The following is a 23,047-nucleotide window of genomic DNA, read 5'->3' on the forward strand; positions in this document are numbered from 1 at the left end:
CGATCCCTGCGCTCGCACGTCTTCCACGACGGACACGCGGAGTGCGGCGGTCAAGGCGATCTGCGTGGCGACGGGCGTTCCGGCCGGCGACATCGATAATTTCTATCAGTCGGCGCTCGGCATGCAGCAGCAGACCGGCGGCAACCCCGCCCTGCGAGAAGAAACCAGCAAGACCTACACGATCGGCGGCGTCATCTCCCCGCCGTTTCTTCGCAACCTCAACCTGACGGTCGACTATTACAACATCAAGATCGACGATGCGGTCGCTTCGATCAACAACATCCAGACGCTGAACGACTGCCTGGCCAATCAGAACAACAACAGCGTGACGTGCCAGGCGATCCGCCGCCTGCCGAACGGCCAGATCGATTATATCAGCGTCAACCTGCAGAATATCGGTTCGATCAAGGCGCGCGGCCTCGACGCCCAGATCGACTATCGCACGTCACTGCCCACCTTCCTGGGTCAGGGTGCGTCACTTGCCCTGCAGGGCGTCGGGAGCTGGATGTTCGAACGGTCGATCCAGACGCTTTCGACCGCCATCCCGCTGGATTGCGCGGGTTATTATGGCGGTGGCTGCTCGCAGGCGAATGGCGGGTTCATCATCCCCGACTTCAAGCTCAACCTGAGCGCGAGCTACGACAACGGTCCGCTCAACGTGCGGGCGCAGGGCCGGATGGTCGGCTCGATCAAGCCGTATCGCACGGTCGTCACCAACATCGGCAAGGTCGACCCGGTCTGGTATTTCGATCTGTCGGCCAACTTCAAGGTCAACGACAACTTCACCTTCTTCGGCGGCGTCGACAATATCTTCGACAAGCAGCCGCCGATCCTCGGCACGACCTTCGTCGGCGACGCCAATGTCGACGTGTCGCTCTACGACGTTATGGGCACCCGCTTCTTCGCCGGCGCCCGACTGAAGTTTTGATCGATCGAGAGAGGGGGTCCCACCGGACCCCCTCTTTTTTTGCGCTCGGCGCCAGACCGTGACCAAACCCCAGGGGGATAGAATGAAGGCTCTCTCAAAATATCTGCTCGGCGCTGCCGCCGGGATCGCTGTCGTCGCCGGATCGGTCGGCGGCGCGTTTGCCGCCGCTCCCGCCGGCGCGCCGGTCGCCGACCCTATTCCAAAGCGCACCATGGGCGTCGGCCCGTACAATCGGGTGGTGCTGCGCAACGTCACCATGATCGACGGCACCGGCGCCCCGGCGCAGGGTCCGGTTGACATCGTCCTGTCGGGGGATCGCATCGCGGAAATCCGCTCGATCGGCGCGCCGAAGGCGATCGATCCCTCGTCGCGCGCCGCCAAGGGCGACTATGAGCTCGACCTGACCGGGCATTACGTCATGCCGGGGTTCGTCAATTCGCACGTCCATCTGCATGATCTGAGCGATCCGCAGGGCGTTCCGTCGGACTATATCCTGAAGCTGTGGATCGCGAACGGCATCACGTCGGTGCGCGAACTTGGGTCCAACCGGCCGATCGAATGGCTGGTCGACATCAAGCAGCGGTCGGCGCGCAACGAGATCGTCGCGCCGCGCATCGACATCTATCCCTTCTTCCACAAGATCCGGAACACGCCGGTCAACGACGCGGTGCAGGCGCGCGCCGCGATCAACGAGGCGAAGCGGCGCGGTGCTGACGGCATCAAGTTCATCGGCGGGGCCGAGGACGTGCTGTTCGCGGCGATCGACGAAGCCAAGAAAATCGGCATGCCGACCACCATGCACCATGCGCAGCCAAGCGTCTTCTTCGCCAACGTGCTGACCACCTCAGCCGCCGGCCTGAACTCGATGGAGCATTGGTACGGCCTGCCCGAGGCGATGTTCACCGACAAGCGCACGCAGAAGTGGCCGAACGACTTCATCAACAATGACGAGCAGATGCGCTTCGGCGAGTCCGGCCGCCTGTGGGCGCAGACATCGGCGCCGGGCAGCGAGAAATGGGAAGAGGTCATGAAGACCCTGCTCGAGCGCAAGTTCGCGCTGAGCCCGACCTTCGTCGCCTATCTGTCGAGCCGCGACCTGATGCGCACCAGCCGCGCGACGTGGCATGCCGACTACACGATGCCCGCGCTGTGGGACTATTATAAGCCCAGCCGCACGCATCACGGATCCTACTGGTTCGACTGGTCGACCGAGGACGAGGTGGCGTGGAAGGAAAATTACCACCTCTGGATGCAGTTCGTGAACGAGTACAAGAACCGCGGCGGCGACGTCTCCGTCGGCGACGATTCCGGCTACATCTACAACCTCTACGGCTTCGGCTACATGCAGGAGCTCGAACTGCTGCGCGAAGCGGGCTTCTCCCCGCTCGAGGTACTCCATTCGGCGACCCAGGTGGGCGCGCGCGTTCTGGGCCATGAGGATCAGGTCGGCACCATCCGCGTCGGCCGCAAGGCGGACCTGGTGGTGGTCAAGGGCAACCCGCTCGCCAACCTCAAGCTGCTGCAGCCGACGGGCACGCTGCACCTCAACGACGAAACCGGCAAGGTCGAGCGGGTCGGCGGGATCGCGTGGACCATCAAGGACGGCATCCTCTACGACGGCAAGCAGCTTCGCGCGGAATTGCGCGACATGGTCGCCAAGTCGAAGCAGGCGCGCGGCTTGCCGCCCGGACCGATGACGATCGAAGATGTCGACCTGACCCACTGACGGAAAGAGACCGTATGCGTATTTCGGCCGCGCACGTCATCGCGGGGGTATTGATCCTGGGATCGGCCCCCGCCCTCCCCGCGCAGACGCCACCCCCCGCCCCGGCGGCGGCACCGGGCAGCGCGGACGCCCGCCTCAAGGCGCTCTACGAGCGCGAATGGGCGTGGCGCCAGGAAGAGGGATTGCGCGGCCGGCGCAGCAGCGGGGACGAGGCGCCCGACCATCTGCCCAGCGTCGCGCCCGCCACGCAGGCGCGCCGCCTGGCCTATTGGACGGCGGCGCTGAAGGAACTGGACGCGATTCCGTTTGCCCAGCTTTCGCCCGACGAGAAGGTCAATGCGGAGGTGTTCCGCCGCAGTATCGAGACGTTCGTCACCGACCTGCGCTTCAAGACCTACGAAGCGCCGTTCAACGCCGACACCTTCTTCTGGGACGGATTGCAGCCCCGCTCGGGCGGGTTCGGTACGGTCAAGGCCTACGAGAACTACATCGCGCGGATCCGCGACATTCCGCGCTTCTTCGACGAGCAGACCGCGAATATGCGCGCGGGCCTCAAGCGCGGCTTCAGCGTGCCGCGCGTGGTAGTGACCGGCCGCGACAAGACGATCGAGCCCTATTTGCAGGCGGGCGATGCCAATCCGCTGAGCGGCCCGTTCAAGGCGTTTCCAGTCGCCATTCCCGCCGCCGAACAGGCCCGCCTGAAAGCTGCTGGCGAGCAGGCGATCGCGCAGGCGGCGGTCCCCGCCTACACCAAGCTCCTCTCCTTCATCCGCAACGAGTATATGAAGCAGGCGCGGACCACGCTTGCGGCGGAGAAGGAGCCCGACGGCAAGGCCTTCTACCAGGCGGAGATCGAGGCGTTCACCACGCTCGACCTGACCGCCGAGCAGATCCATGCGATCGGCCTCAAGGAAGTCGCGCGCATCCGCGCCGAAATGGAACAGGTGAAGGCGCAGACCGGCTTTCAGGGCGACATGCCGGCCTTCCTCAAGTTCCTGCGCACCGATCCGCGATTCTATCCCAAGACGCCGCGCGAGCTCCTGTCCTTCTCGGCTTATGTCGCGAAGCGCGTCGACGGGAAGCTGGCGGACACGATCGGCTTCCTGCCGCGCAGGCGCTTCGCGATCCTGCCCGTGCCGGACAGTCTGGCGCCGATCTATACGGGCGGGCGCGGCGGGCTCGAAAGCTGCCTGATGAACACCTACGACCTGCCATCGCGCCCGCTCTACACGCTGACCGCGCTGACGCTGCACGAATGCAATCCCGGCCACGCCTTCCAGGCGGCGGTGGCGCAGGAGGCGATCCGCCGCCCGGCCTTCCGGCGTGGCACCTCCTTCTCCGGTTATGGCGAGGGTTGGGCGCTCTATCTCGAGTGGCTGGGCACCAAGATGGACATGTACGACACGCCGTACGAGAATTTCGGACGCCTCTCCTATGAGATCTGGCGCGCGAGCCGGCTGGTGATCGACACGGGCATCCACCATTATGGCTGGACCCGCGAGCAGGCGCAGAATTACCTGCGCGACCACACAGCGCTCAGCGAGCATGAGATCGAGACCGAGATCGATCGCTACATCGCATGGCCCGCGCAGGCGCTCGCTTACAAGCTTGGCGAGATGCTGATCCGGCGCAAGCGCGCGGAGGCGGAGGAAAAATTGGGCGACCGGTTCGACCAGCGCGCGTTCCACGACGCGATCCTGGCGATCGGATCGGTCCCGTTGACCACGCTGGAGGCGCGGCTCGACCAGTTCATCGCCGACGGCGGCAAGAACCCGCCCGGCTTCAATCCGGCATTGCCCGAGTTCGAGCAGCATTAGACCGTATTCGGCCTCCCCGGTTGCGCAGACGCGTCGCCGGGGGGTAGCGAAAGCCCTCGTCGTGGACCGCCCCGCGCCGATCAGCCGACGGGAGGTCGTCCATGCGCGTCACGGTTTATGGAGCGCGAAGCTACGACCGCCAGTTCCTGACAGCCGCCAACGCGGCCTATGGGCATGATCTGATCTTCCTCGACGCGGGGCTGGACGCACAAACTTTCCCTCTCGCGGCCGGCAGCGACGGCATCTGCGTGTTCGTGAACGACTGCCTCGATGCCGGGGTGATCGACGGACTTTCGGCGCTAGGCGTGCGGATCGTCGCGCTACGATGCGCCGGCTACAACAATGTCGACCTTGCGGCGGCGGCGCGCCATGGCATCGTCGTCACGCGTGTCCCGGCTTATTCCCCGCACGCGGTCGCCGAATTCACCGTCGGCCTGCTGCTGGCGCTCGATCGCAAGATCCACCGCGCATGGTCGCGCGTGCGCGAGAATAATTACGCGCTCGACGGGCTGGTCGGCCGCAATCTTCACGGCCGCGTCGCGGGAATCGTCGGAACGGGCGAAATCGGCGCGCTGGTTGCCCGCGCGCTGCGCGCGGGCTTCGGATGCGAGGTGCTGGCAAGCGATCCGGTGCGCGATCCGCCGCTGGAAGCAATCGGCGTCCGCTACGTGCCGATCGACACGCTGCTACGCGAGGCGGACATCGTCAGCCTGCACTGCCCGCTGACGCCCGAAACCTACCATCTGATCGATGCGCCCGTGCTGGCGCAGGCGCGACCGGGTCTGACCATCGTCAACACCAGCCGCGGCGCCCTGATCGACACGAGCGCGTTGATCGATGCGCTCAAGGCGCGGCGCGTGGGCGGCGTGGCGCTCGATGTCTACGAGCAGGAAGCCGGCATCTTCTTCGGCGACCTGTCGAACGAGATCATCGACGACGATGTGCTCCAGCGCCTGCTGACCTTTCCCAACGTGCTCGTCACAGGGCACCAGGCGTTCCTGACCGAGGAAGCCCTGTCGGCCATCGCTGGAACCACGCTCGACAGCTTGGCTCGGTTCGAGCGGGGGGAACCGCTACCCTACCAACTCGCCGCGCCATCGGCCGCTTGAGGCCCGCCCCAGGCAAGCCTTACACGAAGTTGATCGTCGCGCCCTGCTCGTTGATGCGGGTCGAGGCAGCGTTGATCCGTGCCTTGAGCCCCTTCATGTCGACGCCAACCATCTCACCCCCGCGCTTGCGCACGATGCCGGCGATCCACACCGTGTCGATATCGGGCTGGTTCGAATAATTCGCCACCCGGTCCGCAAACGGGCCGACGATCGGGAAATTGATCCGGTCGGTGCGCAGCAGCAGCAGGTCGGCGCGCTTGCCCACGGTGATCGTGCCGGTCACGCCGTCCTCGCGGATCGCCCGCGCGCCCAGCCGGGTCACGAAGTCGAGCGCATCCTCGCCCTGATAGGCCGACGCGATCCGCTTGCCCTCATCGGTGCGGAACAGGTTGTAGAAGCCGCCGCGCACGTGCTGGAAATAATCGTGGGTGAAGGCGAGCGCGCCGTCCACGCCGATCCCCGCCGCAACCCCCATGGCGCGCGCGCGCCCGTGGATCGATGGGTCCGGATAGCTCTGCTCGCCCATCGTCGTGGCCGCGATCATGACCCCGTTGTCGCGGCACAGCGCCAGCTCGGCATCGGTCATGCCGTTGCCGTGCACCACCTGATAATCCGGCCCGAGCAGCTTGGCGGGGCCCAGTTGTTCGAACTGGTTGAACAGGTGCGGCGGCAGCACCTCCTTTGACCGATGATGGTGCTGCGAAACGATGTGCGGCTCGTAGGTGCGGATGCGCGCCATCTCGGCCGCAATTGCGGTCAGCGCGCGGCCGTTGAAGCCGGGACTGGGGCACAGGCCGAAGCGGACAAGCCCGTCCTTGCCTGTGAACACCCGTTCGCGCAGCAAGGCGACCGTGCGCCAGTGCGTATCGTCGGGCCCCGCATTCCGCATCGCGTTGGCATCCGCCATCCGCACCGTGTCACCCGCTTTGTAGGTCGGCGTATGCGAGACCTGATAGCAGAAGGTGCCTGCAATCCCGGAGTCGATCAGCCCGCGCGCCGCCTGCTCGGCGAGTTCGGCGGTGTGGAAGATGTGGCAATAATCGACGAGCGAGGTGACGCCGGAGTCGATCGCCTGGATCGCGCTGGCATATTGCGCCAGCCACGCGTCCTCCGGCGTGTAGCACACCATCGTCCGCAATTTATATTCGTTGTAATTGTTGATGGTACGCGAGATCTTGGCGATCACGCCATTGTCCATGCCCTCCCAGACATGGCGATGCGCGTCGATCATGCCCGGCATCAGGATCATGCCGCGACCATCGACGATCTCGGCATCCCCGGCGTTGAGCCCCTTGCCGACGGCCGCGATCTTGCCGCCGTCGAGCAGCACGTCCCCGCCTGCAATCTCGCCGAGCTTCGGGTCCATCGTGATGATGTCGGCGCCACGGATCAGCGTGCGCCGTGCCTTCGCGATGCGCGATGCCGCCTTAGGAGCGGCCGCCACGGTTGGTCCGCTCGCAACCGCCGCGATGGCCGAGGCCGCGAGCCCGAAGAAGCCCTTGCGTGTGATATCCATGATTTGACCCCCCGGTCGGATTGGCAATCGATTAGGCGGCGATCAGCCTTCGCCGCCCTGGCCCGTCGCGAGCCGGCTGCGGCTGCGGCTGTAGATGAAGTAGAAGGCGAGCCCGATCACGTTCCACAACGCGAAGCGGACCAAAGTCATGCCCGGCAGGCTGATCATCAGGTAGAGACAGCCGATCACGGTCAGCGTGCCCACGAGATAGGGCGCGGGACAGCGGAACACGCGCGGCAGTTCGGGACGCGTCTTGCGCAGCACGATCAGGCACACGCCGACGGCGATGAAGGCGAGCAACGTGCCCGCATTGGCGAGCTCGGCGATTTCGTCCAGGCGGAAGAAGCCCGCCACGATCGCGACGAAAATGCCGGTCAGGCCGGTGACGAACATCGGCGTCCCGGTGCGCGCATTGACCCGGCTCATGATGCCCGGAAGCAGCCCGTCGCGGCTCATCACGAAGAAGACGCGGCTCTGGCCGTACATCATCACGAGGATCACCGACGGCAAAGCGATCAGCGCCGCCAGCGCCACCAGATGCGACGCCGCCGGATGGCCGAGCGTGCGCAGCACCAGCGCCAGCGGCTCGGGCGAATTGGCGAGCGTGGTATAGTGAAGCGCGCCGACCGCCGAGAGGCAGACCGCCATGTAGATGATCGTGCAGACCGCCATCGATCCGATGATACCGATCGTCAGGTCGCGTGCGGGCCGCTTCACTTCCTCGGCAGAGGTCGCGACCGCGTCGAAACCGTAAAAGGCGAAGAAGACGATCGCCGCCGCCGCCATCACGCCCTTGGTGCCGCCGCCCTCGACATGGCTGGCGAAGCCGTAGGGCATGAACGGGGTCAGGTTGTCGGCGTTGAACGCAGGTGCGGTGAAGATGACGAACACGGTCAGCGCGGCGAGTTTGATGGCGACGAGGATGATGTTCACCGTCGCGCTTTCGCGGGTGCCGGCCATAAGCAGTCCCGCGACCGCCAGCGACACGAGCACTGCCGGAAGGTTGACCAGCCCGCCGTCGTGCGGCCCCGCCAGAAAGGCGTGCGGCAGGGCGACGCCGGCCGACTGGAGCCATCCGACCAGATGGCCGCCCCATCCCACCGCCACGGTCGAGCAGGCGAGCGAATATTCGAGGATCAGGCTCCACCCGACGATCCAGGCGAGCGTCTCGCCGAGCACCGAATAGGTATAGGTATAGGCGCTGCCCGAAGTCGGGATCAGCGTCGCGAGTTCGGAATAAGCGAGCGCGGCGCAGGCGCAGACGATCCCGGCGACGGCGAAGGCCAGAATCACGGCAGGGCCGGCGCGCTCGGCGCCCACGCCAGTCAGCGTGTAAATGCCGGTGCCGACGATCGCGCCGACGCCCAGGGCCACCAGATGGGGCCAGCTCAGTGTTGCACGCAACGCGCCATGCGCTTCGGTACGGGCCAGGTCGATACGCTTGATCGGCCCGAAGGCGGTGCGTGCCACGTTAGTGATACCCCTTGTTATGGTTGGTGCTGCGGCAACTGCAGCCGCAAATCTTCCAGCGTCTTGACGTTGTGCGCATAGGCCAGCGCGCGCATCCGATCGGCGTCGCGCGTCAACCAGGTCTGGACGAGCTCGCGATGCTCCTCGTTGGCGCGCTCATCGCGGCCGAGCGGTTCCAGATGCTTGCGGACATAACGTTCCGACAGCACCTGCAGCCGATCGAGGATATTGACCGTGACCGGCTTACCCGACGGCGCGTAGAGCGCCCGGTGAAGCGCGCGGTTGAACGCGCCCACGCCCTCGCCATGCTCGTGCGTGACCTCATACAGCGCGTCGAGCACCGACTGGGCATGCGCGCGCTCCGCATCGGTCGCGCGCACCGCCGCCAGCGCCATGGCGTCGGGCTCCAGCCTGATGCGGAGCTCGTACACCTCCTCCGCCTCGTTCGAGGTCATCGGCCGGACGAAGTAACCGCGATTGGCCTGCGAACGCAGCAACCCTTCCTGTTCGAGCCGCGTCAGCGCCTCGCGCAGCGGGATCTTGCTGACGCCGAGTTCTGCGGCGAGCGCGTCCTGGCGGATCGGCTCGTCGTCATTGACCAGGCCGGAAAGAATGCGGTTGCGGACGACGTCCACAAGCTGGTCGGAAAGGTTTCGGATGATGAAGCTCATATCAGCCTCATACCACCGAAAATCCTTTCCAGAAGGGCTCCGATCGATCGATCCAGATCGTATTGAAACCGGTCGAAACCGCAGATCCTTCGATCGACGGAATGATCGCGGGCACCTCGCCCAGCAAAGTCTCGTCCTCGACCCGCCCGATGAAGCGGCTGCCGATATAGCTTTCGTGAACGAAGCGGTCGCCAACCTGCAGCCGGCCGGTCGCCGCGAGTTGCGCCAGGCGCGCGGACGTACCCGTGCCGCACGGGCTGCGGTCGATCGCGCGCTCGCCGTAGAAGACGGCGTTGCGCCCGTCCGCATCTGGCGTGCGCGGCGCATCGGTCCACATCACATGGCTGACGCCGCGAATACGGTCGTCCAGCGGATGCACCGGCTCATAGGCCTGCTGCATCAGCGGGCGGATGATGCGGCTCAGTTCCACGATGCGCGACGCGCCCAGATCGTCGAGCCCGGTATAGGGACCCTGCGGCTCGATGATCGCGTAGAAATTGCCGCCATAGCTCACGTCCACCGACAATGGACCGAAGCCCGGCACGTCGATCTCGATCCCGCGTCTGGCGAGGAAGGCCGGTACGTTGCGGATGCGGACGAAGGTGACCTTGTCGCCGTCCTGTCCATATTCGATGTCGATGATGCCGGCCGGCACCTCGACCCGCAGTTTCCCGGGCTCGCGCGGGGTGATCAGGCCGTGTTCCAGCCCGAACGTCACCATGCCGATCGTGCCGTGCCCGCACATCGGCAGGCAGCCGCTCGTTTCGATGAAGAGGATGCCGATGTCGGCATCGTCGCGCGTCGGCGGGTAGAGGAACCCGCCCGACATCATGTCATGCCCGCGCGGTTCGAAGCAAAGACCGGTGCGGATCCAATCGAACCGCTCCAGGAAATCCATCCGCCGTGCGCCCATCGAGGCGCCCCGCAACAGCGGAGCGCCCCCGACGACGAGCCGGACGGGATTACCGGCCGTGTGACCGTCAATGCAGAAGAAAGTGTGCCGCATCGGCCTAGTCCTCAGGCGGCGACCAAAACCTGCTTGCTAGGCATGGTGGCCGCGCACTTTTCGACCCAGGCCGTCACGTCGGCACGGCGCTGACCCGACAGCGGCAGGCGCGGCATGCGCACCCGTTCGGAGCCCCGACCCATGATCTGCTCGGCCAGCTTGATCGACTGGACGAGGTCATGCTCGGCGTCGAGGTGGAGAAGCGGCATGAACCAGCGATAGATGGCCAGCGCCTCGTCGAACTTGCCTTCCTTGAGCGCGGCGACGAGCCGGACGGACTCGCTGGGGAATGCGCTGGTCAGGCCGGAAACCCATCCGCTCGCGCCCAGCATCAGCCCTTCGAGCGCGACATCGTCCAAGCCGGCCATGACCGTATAACGGTCGCCGAAACGGTTGAACACGTCGGTGAAGCGGCGCGGATCGGGCGCGCTTTCCTTGACCGCGACGATGTTCTTCACGTCGTTCAATGCGTCGAGCGCCTCGAAGCTGACATTGACGCGATAGGCCGGCGGATTGTTGTAGAGCATGATCGGGAGCGAGGTCGCTTCCGCCACCGCCTTGAAATGCGCGACCAGTTCCTCCGTCGTCGGCACATAGACCATCGCGGGCAGCAGCATCAGCGCGTCGGCGCCGATCTCTTCCGCGTCGCGTGCATAATCGATCGCCCGCGCCGTGGTGAATTCGGACACGCCGGCGACCAGCGGCACCTTGCCCCCGACCGCCTCGACCGCGCCGGCCAGAACCTTGCGCTTCTCGTCCGGCTCGAGCGAATTGTTCTCACCGCATGTACCCAGGATGATGAGGCCGTCGACTCCGTCTTCGACCAGCGCGCTCTGCACCTTCTGCGTGGCGTCATGATCGATCGAAAGATCGGGCGCGAACTGTGTGGTGGCGGCAGGATAGACACCCTGCCACAGGGTCGACGACGCGGGCATGAATTTTCGAACCTCCGTTGGACTGTGTATCGTATACGGTATAAGAAATGAGAATGCCAAGTCCAAACATGCGTTTGCCAGCGAAGCCCCGAAGCGCCATCGTGATCGGCGGCGGAATCGTAGGCCAATCGATCGCTTTCCGCCTACAATGTTCCGGGATCGCCACAACCATCGTGGATCGCGCCGCGCCACCGCCCGCGTCTCGCGGGAATGCGGGCCATATCGCGGTCGAGCAGGTCGAGCCGCTCGCGTCATGGGCCACGATCCGCTCCTTTCCGCGTCGGCTTTTCTGGCGCGGCGGCGCACTGGGCCTGCCGCTGCGCGATATCGGGGTCTGGCTGTCCTTTTCGCTTCGCATGCTGCGATCAAGTGGCCCACGGCGGTTCGCGGCGGGTCGTGCTGCGCTGACGGCGCTGCTGGACCGGGCCATGCCCGCCTGGCGCGCCTTGCTCGATCAGGCGGGCGCGCGCGCGCTCCTGCGCGAAGACGGGCATTTCGTCGTGTGGGAATCCGCCAAGACCGCGCGGGAGGGGGCCGCGCGCTGGAAGGCAGCCCCCACGGGGACCGCCGCCGTCCGCGATGCAAGCGAGGAGGACGTGACACGCCTTCGCGCACTCGGCACCGCCCCCATCGCTGGCGCGATCCGCTTCACCGGCAGCGGCCAGATCACCGATCTGGGCGACCTGTCGGACCAGCTCGGCACCGCCTTCAAAGTCGAGGGCGGCGTGGTGCGGATCGACACCGTGAAACGGATAAGCGCGACCGCCGAAGGTGCGTCGGTCACTTTGTCCGACGGCAGCCGGCTCGACGCCGATCTGGTGGTCGTCGCGGCGGGAGCGAGAAGCGACGCGCTGCTGTCGCCGCTCGGCTATCGCGTCCCGCTGATCGCCGAGCGCGGCTATCATATCCAGTCCGCCGATACCGATTGGCCGGCCGACATGCCGCCAGTGGTCTATGAAGACCGCGCGATGATCGTGACGCGCTTCCGGTCGGGCCTACGCGCGGCCAGCTTCGTGGAGTTCGGCCGCCCCGACAGCCCGCCAGACCCGCGCAAATGGGCGCGGCTGCGCAGCCACGTCGCCGCGCTCGGCCTCTCCTTCCGCATGCCGGGGCGCGAGTGGATGGGCGGGCGCCCGACCCTGCCCGATTATCTGCCCGCGATCGGACGGAGCCGCGCGCACCCGTCGCTGATCTACGCCTTCGGGCATCAGCATCTGGGCCTCACCCTCGCCGCCGTGACGGCCGAGGCGGTGGTGGCGCTGGCCACCGACGCCGCCCCCCCCGTGGACCTCGCCCCCTTTGACATCGCCCGGTTTGGAGGCCTTGCATGACCAACGGCATCGGCGGATCGGACGCCGCGCGTGAGCTTTCCGCCATTCGGCCATGGGCCGATCCCGCGCCCACCATCATGCACGATGAATATCGCCGGCGCATCGAACGCGCGCGCCAGATCATGGCCGAGGAGAAGATCGACGCGCTGCTGATCGGCGCGGGCGCGTCGCTGCGCTACTTCGCGGGCATCCCCTGGGGACAGAGCGAGCGGCTGGTGGCGATGCTGCTGACCCCTGCCGGCGATCCGATCGTCATCGCACCGCGGTTCGAGCGCGGCACGCTGGAGGCGGACCTGACGATCGCCGCCGACCTGCGCCTGTGGGAAGAGGATGAAAGCCCGTCCGAATTGATCGCGGACGCATTGCGCGAGCGCGGCGCGACGCGACTCGCGATCGATCCCGCCATGGCGTTCCTGTTCGTGGAGCGGCTTCGGCGCGTGGCGCCGTCGCTCGATTTGGGCGAGGCGAGCCCGGTGGTCGACGGCTGCCGGATGTACAAATCCGCCGCCGAGCTGGCGCTGATGCAGCAGGCCAAGTGGATGACGTTCGAGGTCCACCGCCGCGCGGCGCGCATCCTCCGTCCAGGCATCCGCGCGAGCGAGGTCGTGCGCTTCCTCGACGAGGCGCACCGCGCGATCGGCGCGCCAGGCGGCAACGGCTTCGCAATCGTTCAGTTCGGGCGCGCGACGGCCTTTCCGCACGGCCTGCCGGGAGATGCCACGCTGGCCGAAGGCGACATGGTGCTGATCGACACAGGCTGCATCATCCAGGGCTATCATTCGGACATCACGCGTACCTACGTCTTCGGCGAGCCCGACGATGAGCAGAGGCGAATCTGGGAGCTCGAAAACCAGGCGCAGGCGGCGGCGTTCGACGCGGCACAATTGGGCAGCCCGTGCGAGGCGGTCGATCATGCCGCGCGGCGCGTGCTGGAAGCGGCAGGTCTCGGGCCCCACTACCGCCTGCCCGGCCTGCCGCATCGCACCGGGCACGGCATCGGCCTGTCGATCCACGAGCCTGCTTATCTCGTGCGCGGCGACAGGACGCCGCTGGCGCCCGGAATGTGTTTCTCCAACGAGCCGATGATCGTCGTGCCCGACCGTTTCGGCGTGCGGCTGGAGGATCATTTCTACATGACCGACGCGGGTCCCCGCTGGTTCACGATCCCCTCGCCGTCGATCGATCGCCCGTTCGGCTGACAGACCGCGTTCCCGTAACGATCGGCCTTGTTCGTACGGTTTGGGCGGAACTCCCGCCGGTTCCAAGGATTTGCCCTTGGTCCGTCCTGGACGATCTTGGGGGAGTGCCGCCGTCTTGAAGGCGTCCGAAGTTGGTGCGGTCGGCGCGTTATGTCTGGCCTGGATGGCGACCGCCGTGCCGGCCTGCGCGCAAACGCCCGAATCCGCACCGGCCGCGACACTTCCCAGTGACGATGCGGAATTCGACGCCGCGCTGCCCCCGCTGGACGAAACCGCCGCACCGCCCGCGGCCGAGCCGCCCGTCGCCGAGACTCCAGCGCCCGAGCTGGAACAGCCGCTGCCCCCGCTCGCGGGCTTCGACCTAACGCCACCTCCGCCGACCACCGTCGAGGCAGCCTCCGGGGAAGCGCCGCGTCGCATTCCCTATACGCTGAGGGTCGAGGGGCTGAAGCAAGTCGGGCTGGAGGACGAGTTCCGCAGCCTGTCCGCCTTGCTCAACGACGGCAAAAAAGCCGCCAATGCGGCGCAGATCCGCGCGCGCGCGCAGGAGGATGTCGGCCTGGCGGAACGGCTGATGCATTCGGAAGGCTATTATGACGGCGTCGCCACGCTGGCCCTGCCGCAATCGGCCGCGCCGGGTGCGAGCGTGCCGGTGACCATCACCGCCGCACCCGGCAGCCGTTACAAGTTCGAAGCGATCACGATTACCGGGCTTGAGCCCGAGCCCTATGGCTATGCGCGCGACGCGCTGGAACTGAAGCGCGGCCAGCCGATCGTCGCGGCCGCCGTGGAAGAAGCCGAGGCGCGGGTGATGCTGCGCCTGCCCGAACGCGGCTACCCCTTCGTCAAGGTCGGACAACGCGACATCGTGCTCGATCCGGCCACGGTGACCGGCGATTACACCTTGCCGGTCGAAAGTGGCCCCAAGTCGCGCTTCGGCGCGCTCCGGACCGAGGGCGATCCCGTCTTCGCGCTGGATCACCTCAACGTCTTCCCCCGCTTCGATGCCGGGGAGACCTATGACAATCGCAAGGTTGACGATCTCCGCCAGGCGCTGATCGCCACCAGCCTGCTGTCCACCGTCGCGATCGAGCCCGTGCGCACCGGAGAGATCCAGCCCGACGGGACCGAGACGGTCGACCTGCTCGTCCGCCAGTCGCGCGGGCGGCCGCGCACGCTGGCCGCCAGCGGGGGCTACGGCACCGGCGAAGGCATCAAGGTGATGGGCTCGTGGGAACACCGCAACCTGTTCCCACCCGAAGGCGCGCTGATCGTCGATGCGACGGTCGGCACGCAGCAGCAGGCGGTCGGCGCGACGTTCCGTCGCTCGAACGCCGGCCTGCGTGACCGCACTTTCCAGGCAGGGGCAACCGTCAGCCGCCAGCGCTTCGATGCGTTCGATGCCGAGACGATCACGCTGGGCACCAGCCTGTCGCGGCAATCGACCCCGATCTGGCAGAAGCGCTGGACCTATTCGATCGGCGCCGAGCTGACCGCGACGCGCGAAACGCCGTACGATCCCGAGGATTTCAGCCGGCCGCGCAGCACTTACCTGATCGCCGCGCTGCCGCTGCAGGGCGGCTATGACGGATCGGACAGCCTGCTCGATCCGACGCGCGGCGTCCGCGTCAATGCCCGGCTGAGTCCCGAGGCGCAGAAGCGCACCGGTGGCGGCGGCTTCGACAGCTACGCCCGCATGCTGGTCGAGACGAGCAGTTATTATCCCCTGATGGACAGCCTCGTCATCGCGGGCCGCGCGCGCGTGGGATCGATCGTCGGCGCGGCGCGGGACGACATCGCGCCGTCGCGCCGGCTCTATTCGGGCGGCGGCGGATCGGTACGCGGCTTCGGTTATCAGCAGCTCGGGCCGAAAGACGTGAACAACGATCCGATCGGCGGCCGCTCGGTCACCGAATTCGCGGTCGAGGCACGCTACCGCTTCGGCGATTACGGGGTCGTGCCCTTCTTCGACGCGGGCCGCGTGGGCGAAAGCTCGACCCCGTCGCTCAGCGGGATGCGCTACGGCCTCGGCATCGGCGCGCGTTACTATACGAACTTCGGGCCATTCCGCCTCGATGTCGCCACCCCGCTCAATCGCCGGCCGGGCGAGTCCAAGGTCGCGGTCTATATCTCGATCGGGCAGGCATTCTGATGGCGCTGCGCATCCTCAAATGGGCGGGCATCGTCGCCGTCGGCCTGATCCTGCTGGTCGCCGCGATCATGCTGGGACTCAACACGCAGCCGGGCAAGCGCTTCATCGCCGACCAGCTTGGCGGGTTCACGACCGAATCCGGGCTCAATTTCCGCACCAGCCGGATCGAGGGATCGATCTATGGGCGAATGGTCCTGCGCGATGTCGAGGTGCGCGATCCGCAGGGCGCGTTCCTGACCATTCCCGAACTGACGGTCGACTGGCGGCCCTTCGCATACCTCCACTCGAAGATCGATGTCCGTCTCTTCTCGGCCGAGACGATGACGCTCGCGCGCCGGCCGGCATTGAAGGCGGTGCCGTCCGATCCGAACGCGCCGACTTTGCCCGACATCGACCTGACGATCGCGAAGCTGCATGTCGGGCGCCTGTTCGTGCAGCCGCCCGTGACCGGCCGGCGGCATGTCGTCAGCCTCGACGGCGCGGCGGAGATCGCCGACGGGCGCGCGCAGCTCCGCCTCGCCGCCGATGCGCGCCGCGCCGCCGGGGTGGCGGGGGGCGACCGGCTGCGGCTGACGCTCGACGCCGTCCCCGGCGCCAATCGCTTCGCGCTCGACGCGCGGCTCGCGGCGCCCAGGGGCGGGCTGGTCGACAGCTATGCCGGGCTCGGCAAACCGCTCCTCCTGTCGGTCGGCGGCAGCGGCGACTGGGCGCACTGGACGGGCAAGGCGACCGGATCTCTTGGGGGGCAGCCGCTCGCCGCGCTCGACGTGGAAGGGCGCGACGGCACCTTCCGCACGGTCGGCGAGGTGCGCCCCAACCTGATCCTGACCGGCCCGGCCGCGCGGCTGACCGAGCCTGCGATCCGCCTCGACCTCACCACCCGGCTGGCCGAACGCCGGGTCGATACGAAGCTGGTGGCGCGATCGGACGCCTTCGCGCTCGACGCGGCGGGCCTGATCGATCTGGCGGAGAGCCGGCTCGGCAATTTCACCGTCACCGCCGCCGTGCTGAAGCCGGGATCGATCGCGCCCAACGTCTCGGCGCGCAATCTGCGGCTCAGCGCGACGCTCGACGGCGCCTTCGCCACGCCGACGATCGATTACCGCGTGGTGGCCGACTATGTCGGCTTCGACGCCACGCGCGTTGTCGGGCTGACCGCGAGCGGCAAGGCGAGGATCGATAGCGATCGCATCGTCGTGCCGGTCCATGCCACGGCGCGCGCCGTGAGCGGGCTCAACGCCGCCGCCGGCGGGCTGCTCACCAACCTTCGGCTGGACGGCGACATCGCCTATCAGGACGGCAAGGTCGCGACCGACAATCTGCGCGTCCGGTCCGACCGGATCGATGCGACCGCGATCCTGCTCGCCGATCTTTCCAAGGGCACCTATACCGGCGCGCTGAAGGGCCGGGTGAACGACTATCAGGTGAACGGCCTCGGCCGGATCAACCTCCTGACCGACGCTCGCCTCGTGCCGGGCATCGACGGCGGCTTCGCGGTGCGGGGCAAGGTCCGGATCGTGACGCGGCGGATCGACAATGCGTCGGTCCGCGACCAGCTCGGCGGAAACGCGCTCATTACCGCCGATGTGGGCTATGACCTCGCCGGCGGGGGCGTGATCGACAATCTGCGGATTACCGCGCCCAAGTTCCGCATCACCAGTGGGCGCGGTTTCTATCGCCCCGACGGACGGATCGGCTTCCGCGCGGCTGGCCAGTCGACCGCCTATGGTCCGCTGCTGCTCGACGTGTCGGGAACGGTCGCCAAGCCCGTGGCGCGGCTGCGCGCGGCGCGACCCGGCGTTGGACTGGGTCTGGTCGATCTCGACGCGAGCCTGGTCGGCACCGGGCGCGGCTACCGCGTCCGCGCGACGGGGCAGTCCGATTATGGTCCGCTCGCGGTCGACGTGCTGCTCGACACGAGCGCGGGCGCGACCAGTCTCAATATCACCAACGCGACCGTCGCGGGGATCCGCATCGCCGGTCGCGTCGCGCAGACGGCCGCCGGTCCTTTCGCCGGCACGCTGACGATCAATGGGCGCGGATTGTCAGGCGCGGTCCGGCTGGCGGCCGCCGGCAGCGTGCAGCGCGCCGATCTGGACCTGCGCGCATCGGCGGCGGGCCTGCCCGGCCCCGTCCCGATCACGATCGGCAGCGGCGTGGTGACGGCGGCGATCCTGCTTCCCGACAGCGGCCCGTCGATCACCGGACAGTTCGCGCTGGCCGAAATTCGGCAGGGCACGTTCGCGATCCAGCGCGCGCGCGGCCGGATCAACTATGCCAATGGCAGTGGGCGCGTCGCTCTGACCGCCACCGGCGGGCAGGCGGGTGCGCCGTTCGACCTTGCCGCCCAGGCCGCACTGTCGCCCGACCGTATCCTCGCCAATTTGCGCGGCACGCTCAACGGCATCGCCGTGCGCCTCGCCAGCCCGGCGGTGGTCACCCGCAGCGCCGCCGGCTGGCAGCTGGCGCCCGCGACACTGGTCCTGCCGCAGGGCCAGGTCGAGGTGAGCGGCGCGTTCGGCGGCGATCAGACGCGCGCCCGCGCGGTGATGCGCGCGCTCGACCTGTCGATCGTCAACGCGTTCGCGCCGGACCTCGGGCTCGGCGGCAAGGCATCCGGAACGCTCGACTATGTCGCGCGCGGCACGGTCCCCGATCTGCGCGCGCGGATCGACCTCAACGGCTTCACCCGCACGGCGGCTCTCACCGTATCGCAGCCCGTCGACATCGCGCTGCTGGCCACGCTGAACGAGAGCAGCGGCGACGCCCGCGCGCTCATCCGCCGGAGCGGCGCAACGGTGGGCCGGATGCAGGCACGCCTCGCGCCGCTCGGGGCTGGCGCATCGCTCAGCGAACGTCTGTTCGCGGCACCCCTGTCGGGCGGGATCCGCTATAACGGGCCGGCGGAAGTGCTGTGGACGCTGACCGGGATCGGGCGCCAGTCTTTGTCGGGGCCGATCGCGATCGGCGCGGATTTCGGCGGGCGGCTCGAACAGCCCCGCGTCACCGGCCTGATCCGCGCCGATGCGCTACGCTACGAGAATGAGGCGTTCGGGACGGTGCTGTCGCGGATGGCGATCGACGGCCGCTTCACCCAATCCGAACTGCTGCTCAACCGGCTTACCGCGCGCGCGGGCGACGGCAGCATCAACGCCAGCGGGCGGGTCGGGCTCGATGCGGCGAGCGGCTTCCCGATGGATGTCCGAGTCGTGCTCGACCGCGCGCGACTGGCCGGCGGCGACGATCTGAACGCCGAGGCAAGCGGCACGATCACGGTCACCAACAGCAAGGCGCAGGGCGGGCTCATCCAGGGCACCCTGTCCATTCCCGAGGCGCGCTATCGCATCGTGATGCAGGGCGGCGCGTCGGTGCCCGAACTGACCGGCGTGCGCCGCAAGGGCGTGCCCGTCGCCAAGCCGGACGATGGCGCCGCGCTGCCGAGCAACTGGAAGCTCGACATCCGTATCCGCGCCGACAACCAGATCTTCGTCGAAGGCATGGGGCTCGAAGCAGAATGGCGCACCAACATGCGCGTCACCGGCACGGCGACCACGCCATCGGTGGTCGGACGGCTCGAGGTGGTGCGCGGCACATACAGCTTCGCCAGCCGCCGCTTCGACATCGGTAACGGCGTCGTCACCTTCCAAGGGCCGCTGCTCAACCCCGCGCTCAACATCTCGGCCAACACCACGGTCGAGGATGTCACCGCGACGATCAACATCACCGGCTATGCGCAGGCGCCGCAGATTGCGTTCACCTCTTCGCCCGCGCTGCCGCAGGACGAGGTGCTGTCGCGCCTGCTGTTCGGCAGTTCGGTCACCTCGCTGTCGCCGATGCAGGCGATCCAGCTGGCGAGCGCGCTCAACTCGCTGCGCGGATCGGGCGGCGGCGGGCTGAACCCGCTCGGCAAGCTGCGCAGCGTATCGGGCGTCGACCGGCTACGCGTGCTGGGTTCGGACGAAAGCGCCGGCCGGGGCACCGCGCTCGCCGCCGGAAAGTACATCTCCAACGATGTCTATGTGGAGGTCGTGACCGACGCGCGCGGCTTTACCGCCACGCAGCTCGAAATCTCGCTGTCACGGGCGCTGAGCGTGCTGAGCCAGACCGGATCGTTCGGCGGCTCGAACGTCAGCCTCCGCTATCGCAAGACCTATTGATGCAGAATGCCCGAATTCTTTGCTCTTTTTTAAGCTTCGGCCGATAGAGCGAAGAAAGACGGTCGCCGGCGTAAGGCGCGTTTCCCACCGGCGACCGTCGCCCTTCCGAACAGTAATGGTATCGTGGCGTTAAAGCGCCCGCGCAACTGCCACGAAGCGCGCGGCATCCTCCGCCGTTTCCTGCGGCGACTTGCCGCTGCGATAAAGGTTCGATCCCAGACCGAAGCCGTCCGCGCCCGCCGCGCGCCACGCGGGCATGACCTCGGGCGTGATCCCCCCCACCGCCAGCACCGGCACGTCACGCGGCAGAACCGCGCGCTGCGCCTTCAGGAAGGCTGGCGACGCTCCCTCCGCCGGAAAGAGCTTGAGGCCATGGGCACCGGCGGCCAGCGCGGCGAATGCTTCGCTCGGCGTGAAGAAACCCGGGAGCGAGACCATCCCCGCGGCGACCGCCTCGGCGATTACCGCCGCATCGCTGTTGGGCGAGACCACCAGCCGTCCGCCGGCGGCGGCCACTGCACCGACCTCGGCGCGGGTCAACACGGTCCCCGCGCCGATCAGCGCGCGATCGCCGTGGCGGCGCGCGAGCCGCCCGATACTGTCGAACGGCTGCGGCGAGTTGAGCGGCACTTCGAGGATCGTAATCCCGGCTTCGATCAGCGCATCGCCGATCGGCTCGGCCTCGTCGGGCGTCAGGCCGCGCAGCACCGCGACGATCGGGCAATCGGCGAACGCCCGCCGGAAGAGGGACAGGGCATCAGGCATCAAGCATTTCCTTCACGAGATGGATGCCGGCGAGGAACGCGGCCTCGGCATCGACGGGGACCGCAACGCCGCCCAGCAGTTCGATCGCGCTTGTATAAAGCGTGCCGAGCGTCCCGCCCGACAGGACATGGATCACGTCGCCCGGGGCAAGCTGCGCCGCCACGTCGGCACCGATCAGCAGTCCGCTCGCAAAGGCGGCCGCGTCGGCGCGGTCGAGGCGGCCCAACAGCACGCCCGCGCGTACCCCGAACAGGGCGGTCAGCAGGCCCCCGCCCCGCCCCGCTTCCACGCCATCGCGGAATGCGGGGCCATCGGTGACGGGCCCGCGCATCATCTCGGCCAGCACGCTATGGTCGCGCAGCAGAGCGAACAGTTCGCCGGTCATCGCGGTGGAGAAGTCGACGATCCGCGCCCCCGCGACGCGGATCCACTTGTTATGCGTTCCGGGCTGACAGAAGCGCGCATCCGCCGGCGCAAGCCCCGCGCGTGCCGCGCCAAGCACCTGCACCTCCTCGCCGCGCATCACGTCTGCGCGCCCCGGCGCGACGATCGAAACACCGGGGACGATCCAGACATCGGCTGCGGGCATACAGATCACGGCACGCGCCAGCGTCTCGATCCCCGCCGGGGCCTCCACGTAAGGAATGTCACGCCAGCCGCGTGTCGATCCCACCATGCCGGCGGCGATGATCGGGATCGCGCCGAACCGCGCGCGCAGGCGGTCGATTTCCGTTGGATAATCGTCGACGGACAGCATCAGGACGCCCCGGTCGTCCCGCTCGGCCTCCAGCGCCGTGCCGGCCCGATCCATCAGGTAGATGCGACGGTTGGTCGTCCCCCAGTCGATCGCGAGATAAGATCCGTCGGCCATGCGCGCCCCGTCGAAGATCGGCCCGGACGATGAGCCTTCCTATTCGAACGGACGCCTAGGATGGCCACCCTCTCATGGCCAGATCAAAGTGAGGCGGGACGTTGCCCCCCTACGCTGATGCCGAGCCAGGAGATTCCGCGCGGCGTTTTACCAGCCGAGATCCTTGGCGACCATCGCCACCTGCGTGCGGTTGCGGACGTTCAGCTTGCGCATCAGCGCCGTCATATGCGCCTTCACCGTCGCCTCGGCGATGCCGAGATCGAACGCGATCTGCTTGTTGAGCAGGCCCGAATAGACGCCCTGCAGCACCTTGCGCTGCGTCGGAGTCAGGCGCGGCGGGGTGGCGGGCGCGGCCGCTGCGCGAGCGCGCGAAATGTTCGTGTCGCTATGATCGACGCTGGCGTGCATCTGGCCTCTCCCTGGCTTGTTTGAGCCGAGCGCATGCCGATCTCTGCCGGCTGTCGAGACGCCCGATAGCGCTTCCCCTAGCTGCATTTGTTGGACAGGTTCAACCCCCTTTTGGCGGATCGATTTCAGGGAGTGCCTATAATTTAAGGTGAAAACCGCCGGAACCTGTTCTACAACTTTTGGAAAGCAGCCGCGGCCCGCCGGGTCGACAGGCCATGGGATGAAGAGAGGGGGATGATCGTGAGTCCGATCCGGATTGAGCGCCTTGCGCGCGGCGTTCGCCATGGCGGGCTGGGCGCCCGATGACCGGCGAGGATTATCGCCTGATTCTGGCCGCGATCCTCGGCATCGCGCTGTCCATCGTCCTGATCGTCCGCGGACGCCTGACCCCGTTCGTCGGCCTGCTATGCGGCGCCTTCGCGGTCGGCCTGTTCGCCGGGCTGCCGATCGGCGAGACGGCGAAGGCGGTGCAGAAAGGCGCGGGCGACATCCTCGGCGGCACCGGCCTCGTCGTGGCGCTGGGCCTCGGGCTTGGCGCGATGCTGCAATTGTCCGACGGCGCCGCCGGGCTGGCGCGCGCCGCGCTGCGCTGGTCCGGGGTAAAGGGCGCGCCCTGGGCCAGCCTGTTCACGGCGCTGGTGATCGGCCTGCCGCTCTTCTTCGAAACCGGGCTCGTGCTGCTACTGCCGATCGTCGCGTCGGCCGCCGCGGCACTACCGGCCGCCGCCGGCGGGGATGCGGCGCGCCTGCGCCTCATGCTCCCCGCGCTGGCGGGCCTGTCGGTGGTGCACGCGCTGGTGCCGCCGCACCCCGGCCCGCTGCTCGCGGTCGATGCGCTCGACGCAAGCTTGGGCCGGACGATCCTCTACGGCCTGATCGTCGGCCTGCCGACGGCGGTGATCGCGGGGCCCGTGCTGGCGCGTTTCATCTCGCGCGGCATCACCTTGACCGCCCCGGTGGTCGAGACGCTGCCGGTCGAGGTAGCG

At 67.6% G+C, this 23,047-nt stretch carries 16 protein-coding genes and 1 pseudogene; 9 read left to right on the plus strand and 8 right to left on the minus strand.

Annotation, left to right across the window (positions count from 1 at the left end; genetic code table 11):
• The 4 genes from ACOJSF_RS12365 to ACOJSF_RS12380 all read left to right on the plus strand — a co-directional run.
• Positions 1–928, plus strand: a 928-nt coding sequence (locus ACOJSF_RS12365; protein WP_420142503.1) for a TonB-dependent receptor domain-containing protein, incomplete at its 5' end; no start/stop codon positions are given.
• Positions 929–1,010: 82 nt separating this feature from the next.
• Complete coding sequence (locus tag ACOJSF_RS12370) at positions 1,011–2,654, plus strand: amidohydrolase family protein (RefSeq protein ID WP_420142504.1); 1,644 nt, start codon at positions 1,011–1,013, stop codon at positions 2,652–2,654.
• A 14-nt stretch (positions 2,655–2,668) separates the two neighbouring features.
• Complete coding sequence (locus ACOJSF_RS12375) at positions 2,669–4,471, plus strand: DUF885 domain-containing protein (protein WP_420142505.1); 1,803 nt, start codon at positions 2,669–2,671, stop codon at positions 4,469–4,471.
• 101 nt (positions 4,472–4,572) lie between these two features.
• Positions 4,573–5,580: a 2-hydroxyacid dehydrogenase gene (locus ACOJSF_RS12380; RefSeq protein WP_420142506.1), complete on the plus strand. Its 1,008-nt coding sequence runs from the start codon at positions 4,573–4,575 to the stop codon at positions 5,578–5,580.
• Positions 5,581–5,599: 19 nt separating this feature from the next.
• Here ACOJSF_RS12380 and ACOJSF_RS12385 read toward each other — a convergent pair whose 3' ends face one another.
• From ACOJSF_RS12385 to ACOJSF_RS12405, 5 genes are read right to left on the minus strand one after another with little or no spacing between them, the layout of a single operon-like run.
• On the minus strand, positions 5,600–7,096 hold the full coding sequence (locus ACOJSF_RS12385) for an amidohydrolase family protein (RefSeq protein WP_420142507.1): 1,497 nt from the start codon (positions 7,094–7,096) through the stop codon (positions 5,600–5,602).
• A gap of 42 nt (positions 7,097–7,138) precedes the next feature.
• Positions 7,139–8,566, minus strand: a complete 1,428-nt coding sequence (locus ACOJSF_RS12390) for an amino acid permease (RefSeq protein ID WP_420142508.1) — start codon at positions 8,564–8,566, stop codon at positions 7,139–7,141.
• 17 nt (positions 8,567–8,583) lie between these two features.
• The gene (locus ACOJSF_RS12395; RefSeq protein ID WP_420142509.1) at positions 8,584–9,237 is read right to left on the minus strand and encodes a GntR family transcriptional regulator; all 654 of its coding nucleotides are present in this window, start codon (positions 9,235–9,237) and stop codon (positions 8,584–8,586) included.
• 7 nt (positions 9,238–9,244) lie between these two features.
• Positions 9,245–10,243, minus strand: a complete 999-nt coding sequence (locus ACOJSF_RS12400; protein ID WP_420142510.1) for a 4-hydroxyproline epimerase — start codon at positions 10,241–10,243, stop codon at positions 9,245–9,247.
• An 11-nt stretch (positions 10,244–10,254) separates the two neighbouring features.
• A complete protein-coding gene (locus tag ACOJSF_RS12405; protein ID WP_420142511.1) occupies positions 10,255–11,178 on the minus strand; it encodes a dihydrodipicolinate synthase family protein in 924 nt (307 codons plus the stop codon).
• A 68-nt stretch (positions 11,179–11,246) separates the two neighbouring features.
• On the opposite strand from ACOJSF_RS12405, the gene ACOJSF_RS12410 reads away from it, so the two are divergent.
• From ACOJSF_RS12410 to ACOJSF_RS12425, 4 genes are all read left to right on the plus strand, one after another.
• On the plus strand, positions 11,247–12,509 hold the full coding sequence (locus ACOJSF_RS12410) for an NAD(P)/FAD-dependent oxidoreductase (RefSeq protein WP_420142512.1): 1,263 nt from the start codon (positions 11,247–11,249) through the stop codon (positions 12,507–12,509).
• Entirely contained in the window at positions 12,506–13,708 is a 1,203-nt protein-coding gene (locus ACOJSF_RS12415) for a M24 family metallopeptidase (protein ID WP_420142513.1), read from the plus strand. The genes ACOJSF_RS12410 and ACOJSF_RS12415 overlap by 4 nt, the downstream gene beginning before the upstream one ends.
• A 163-nt stretch (positions 13,709–13,871) precedes the next feature.
• Positions 13,872–15,860, plus strand: coding sequence for an autotransporter assembly complex protein TamA (locus ACOJSF_RS12420; protein ID WP_420142514.1), 1,989 nt, complete (start codon positions 13,872–13,874; stop codon positions 15,858–15,860).
• Complete coding sequence (locus tag ACOJSF_RS12425) at positions 15,860–20,017, plus strand: translocation/assembly module TamB domain-containing protein (protein WP_420142515.1); 4,158 nt, start codon at positions 15,860–15,862, stop codon at positions 20,015–20,017. Before ACOJSF_RS12420 ends, ACOJSF_RS12425 begins: the two co-directional genes overlap by 1 nt.
• 129 nt (positions 20,018–20,146) lie before the next feature.
• On the opposite strand, the gene ACOJSF_RS12430 is transcribed toward ACOJSF_RS12425, so the two are convergent.
• From ACOJSF_RS12430 to ACOJSF_RS12440, 3 genes are all read right to left on the minus strand, one after another.
• Positions 20,147–20,782 (minus strand): 2-dehydro-3-deoxy-6-phosphogalactonate aldolase, encoded by a 636-nt coding sequence (locus ACOJSF_RS12430; protein ID WP_420142516.1) that lies wholly within the window; start codon positions 20,780–20,782, stop codon positions 20,147–20,149.
• Positions 20,775–21,653 (minus strand): 2-dehydro-3-deoxygalactonokinase, encoded by an 879-nt coding sequence (locus ACOJSF_RS12435; RefSeq protein WP_420142517.1) that lies wholly within the window; start codon positions 21,651–21,653, stop codon positions 20,775–20,777. The genes ACOJSF_RS12430 and ACOJSF_RS12435 overlap by 8 nt, the downstream gene beginning before the upstream one ends.
• 147 nt (positions 21,654–21,800) lie before the next feature.
• A complete protein-coding gene (locus ACOJSF_RS12440; protein ID WP_420142518.1) occupies positions 21,801–22,061 on the minus strand; it encodes a response regulator transcription factor in 261 nt (86 codons plus the stop codon).
• Between the two features lie 302 nt (positions 22,062–22,363).
• Here ACOJSF_RS12440 and ACOJSF_RS12445 point away from each other — a divergent pair.
• Positions 22,364–23,047: pseudogene (locus tag ACOJSF_RS12445) on the plus strand (gluconate permease); the annotation flags it as partial.

The sequence above is a fragment of the Sphingomonas sp. genome, from assembly GCF_048594985.1.
GTDB lineage: Bacteria > Pseudomonadota > Alphaproteobacteria > Sphingomonadales > Sphingomonadaceae > Sphingomonas_I.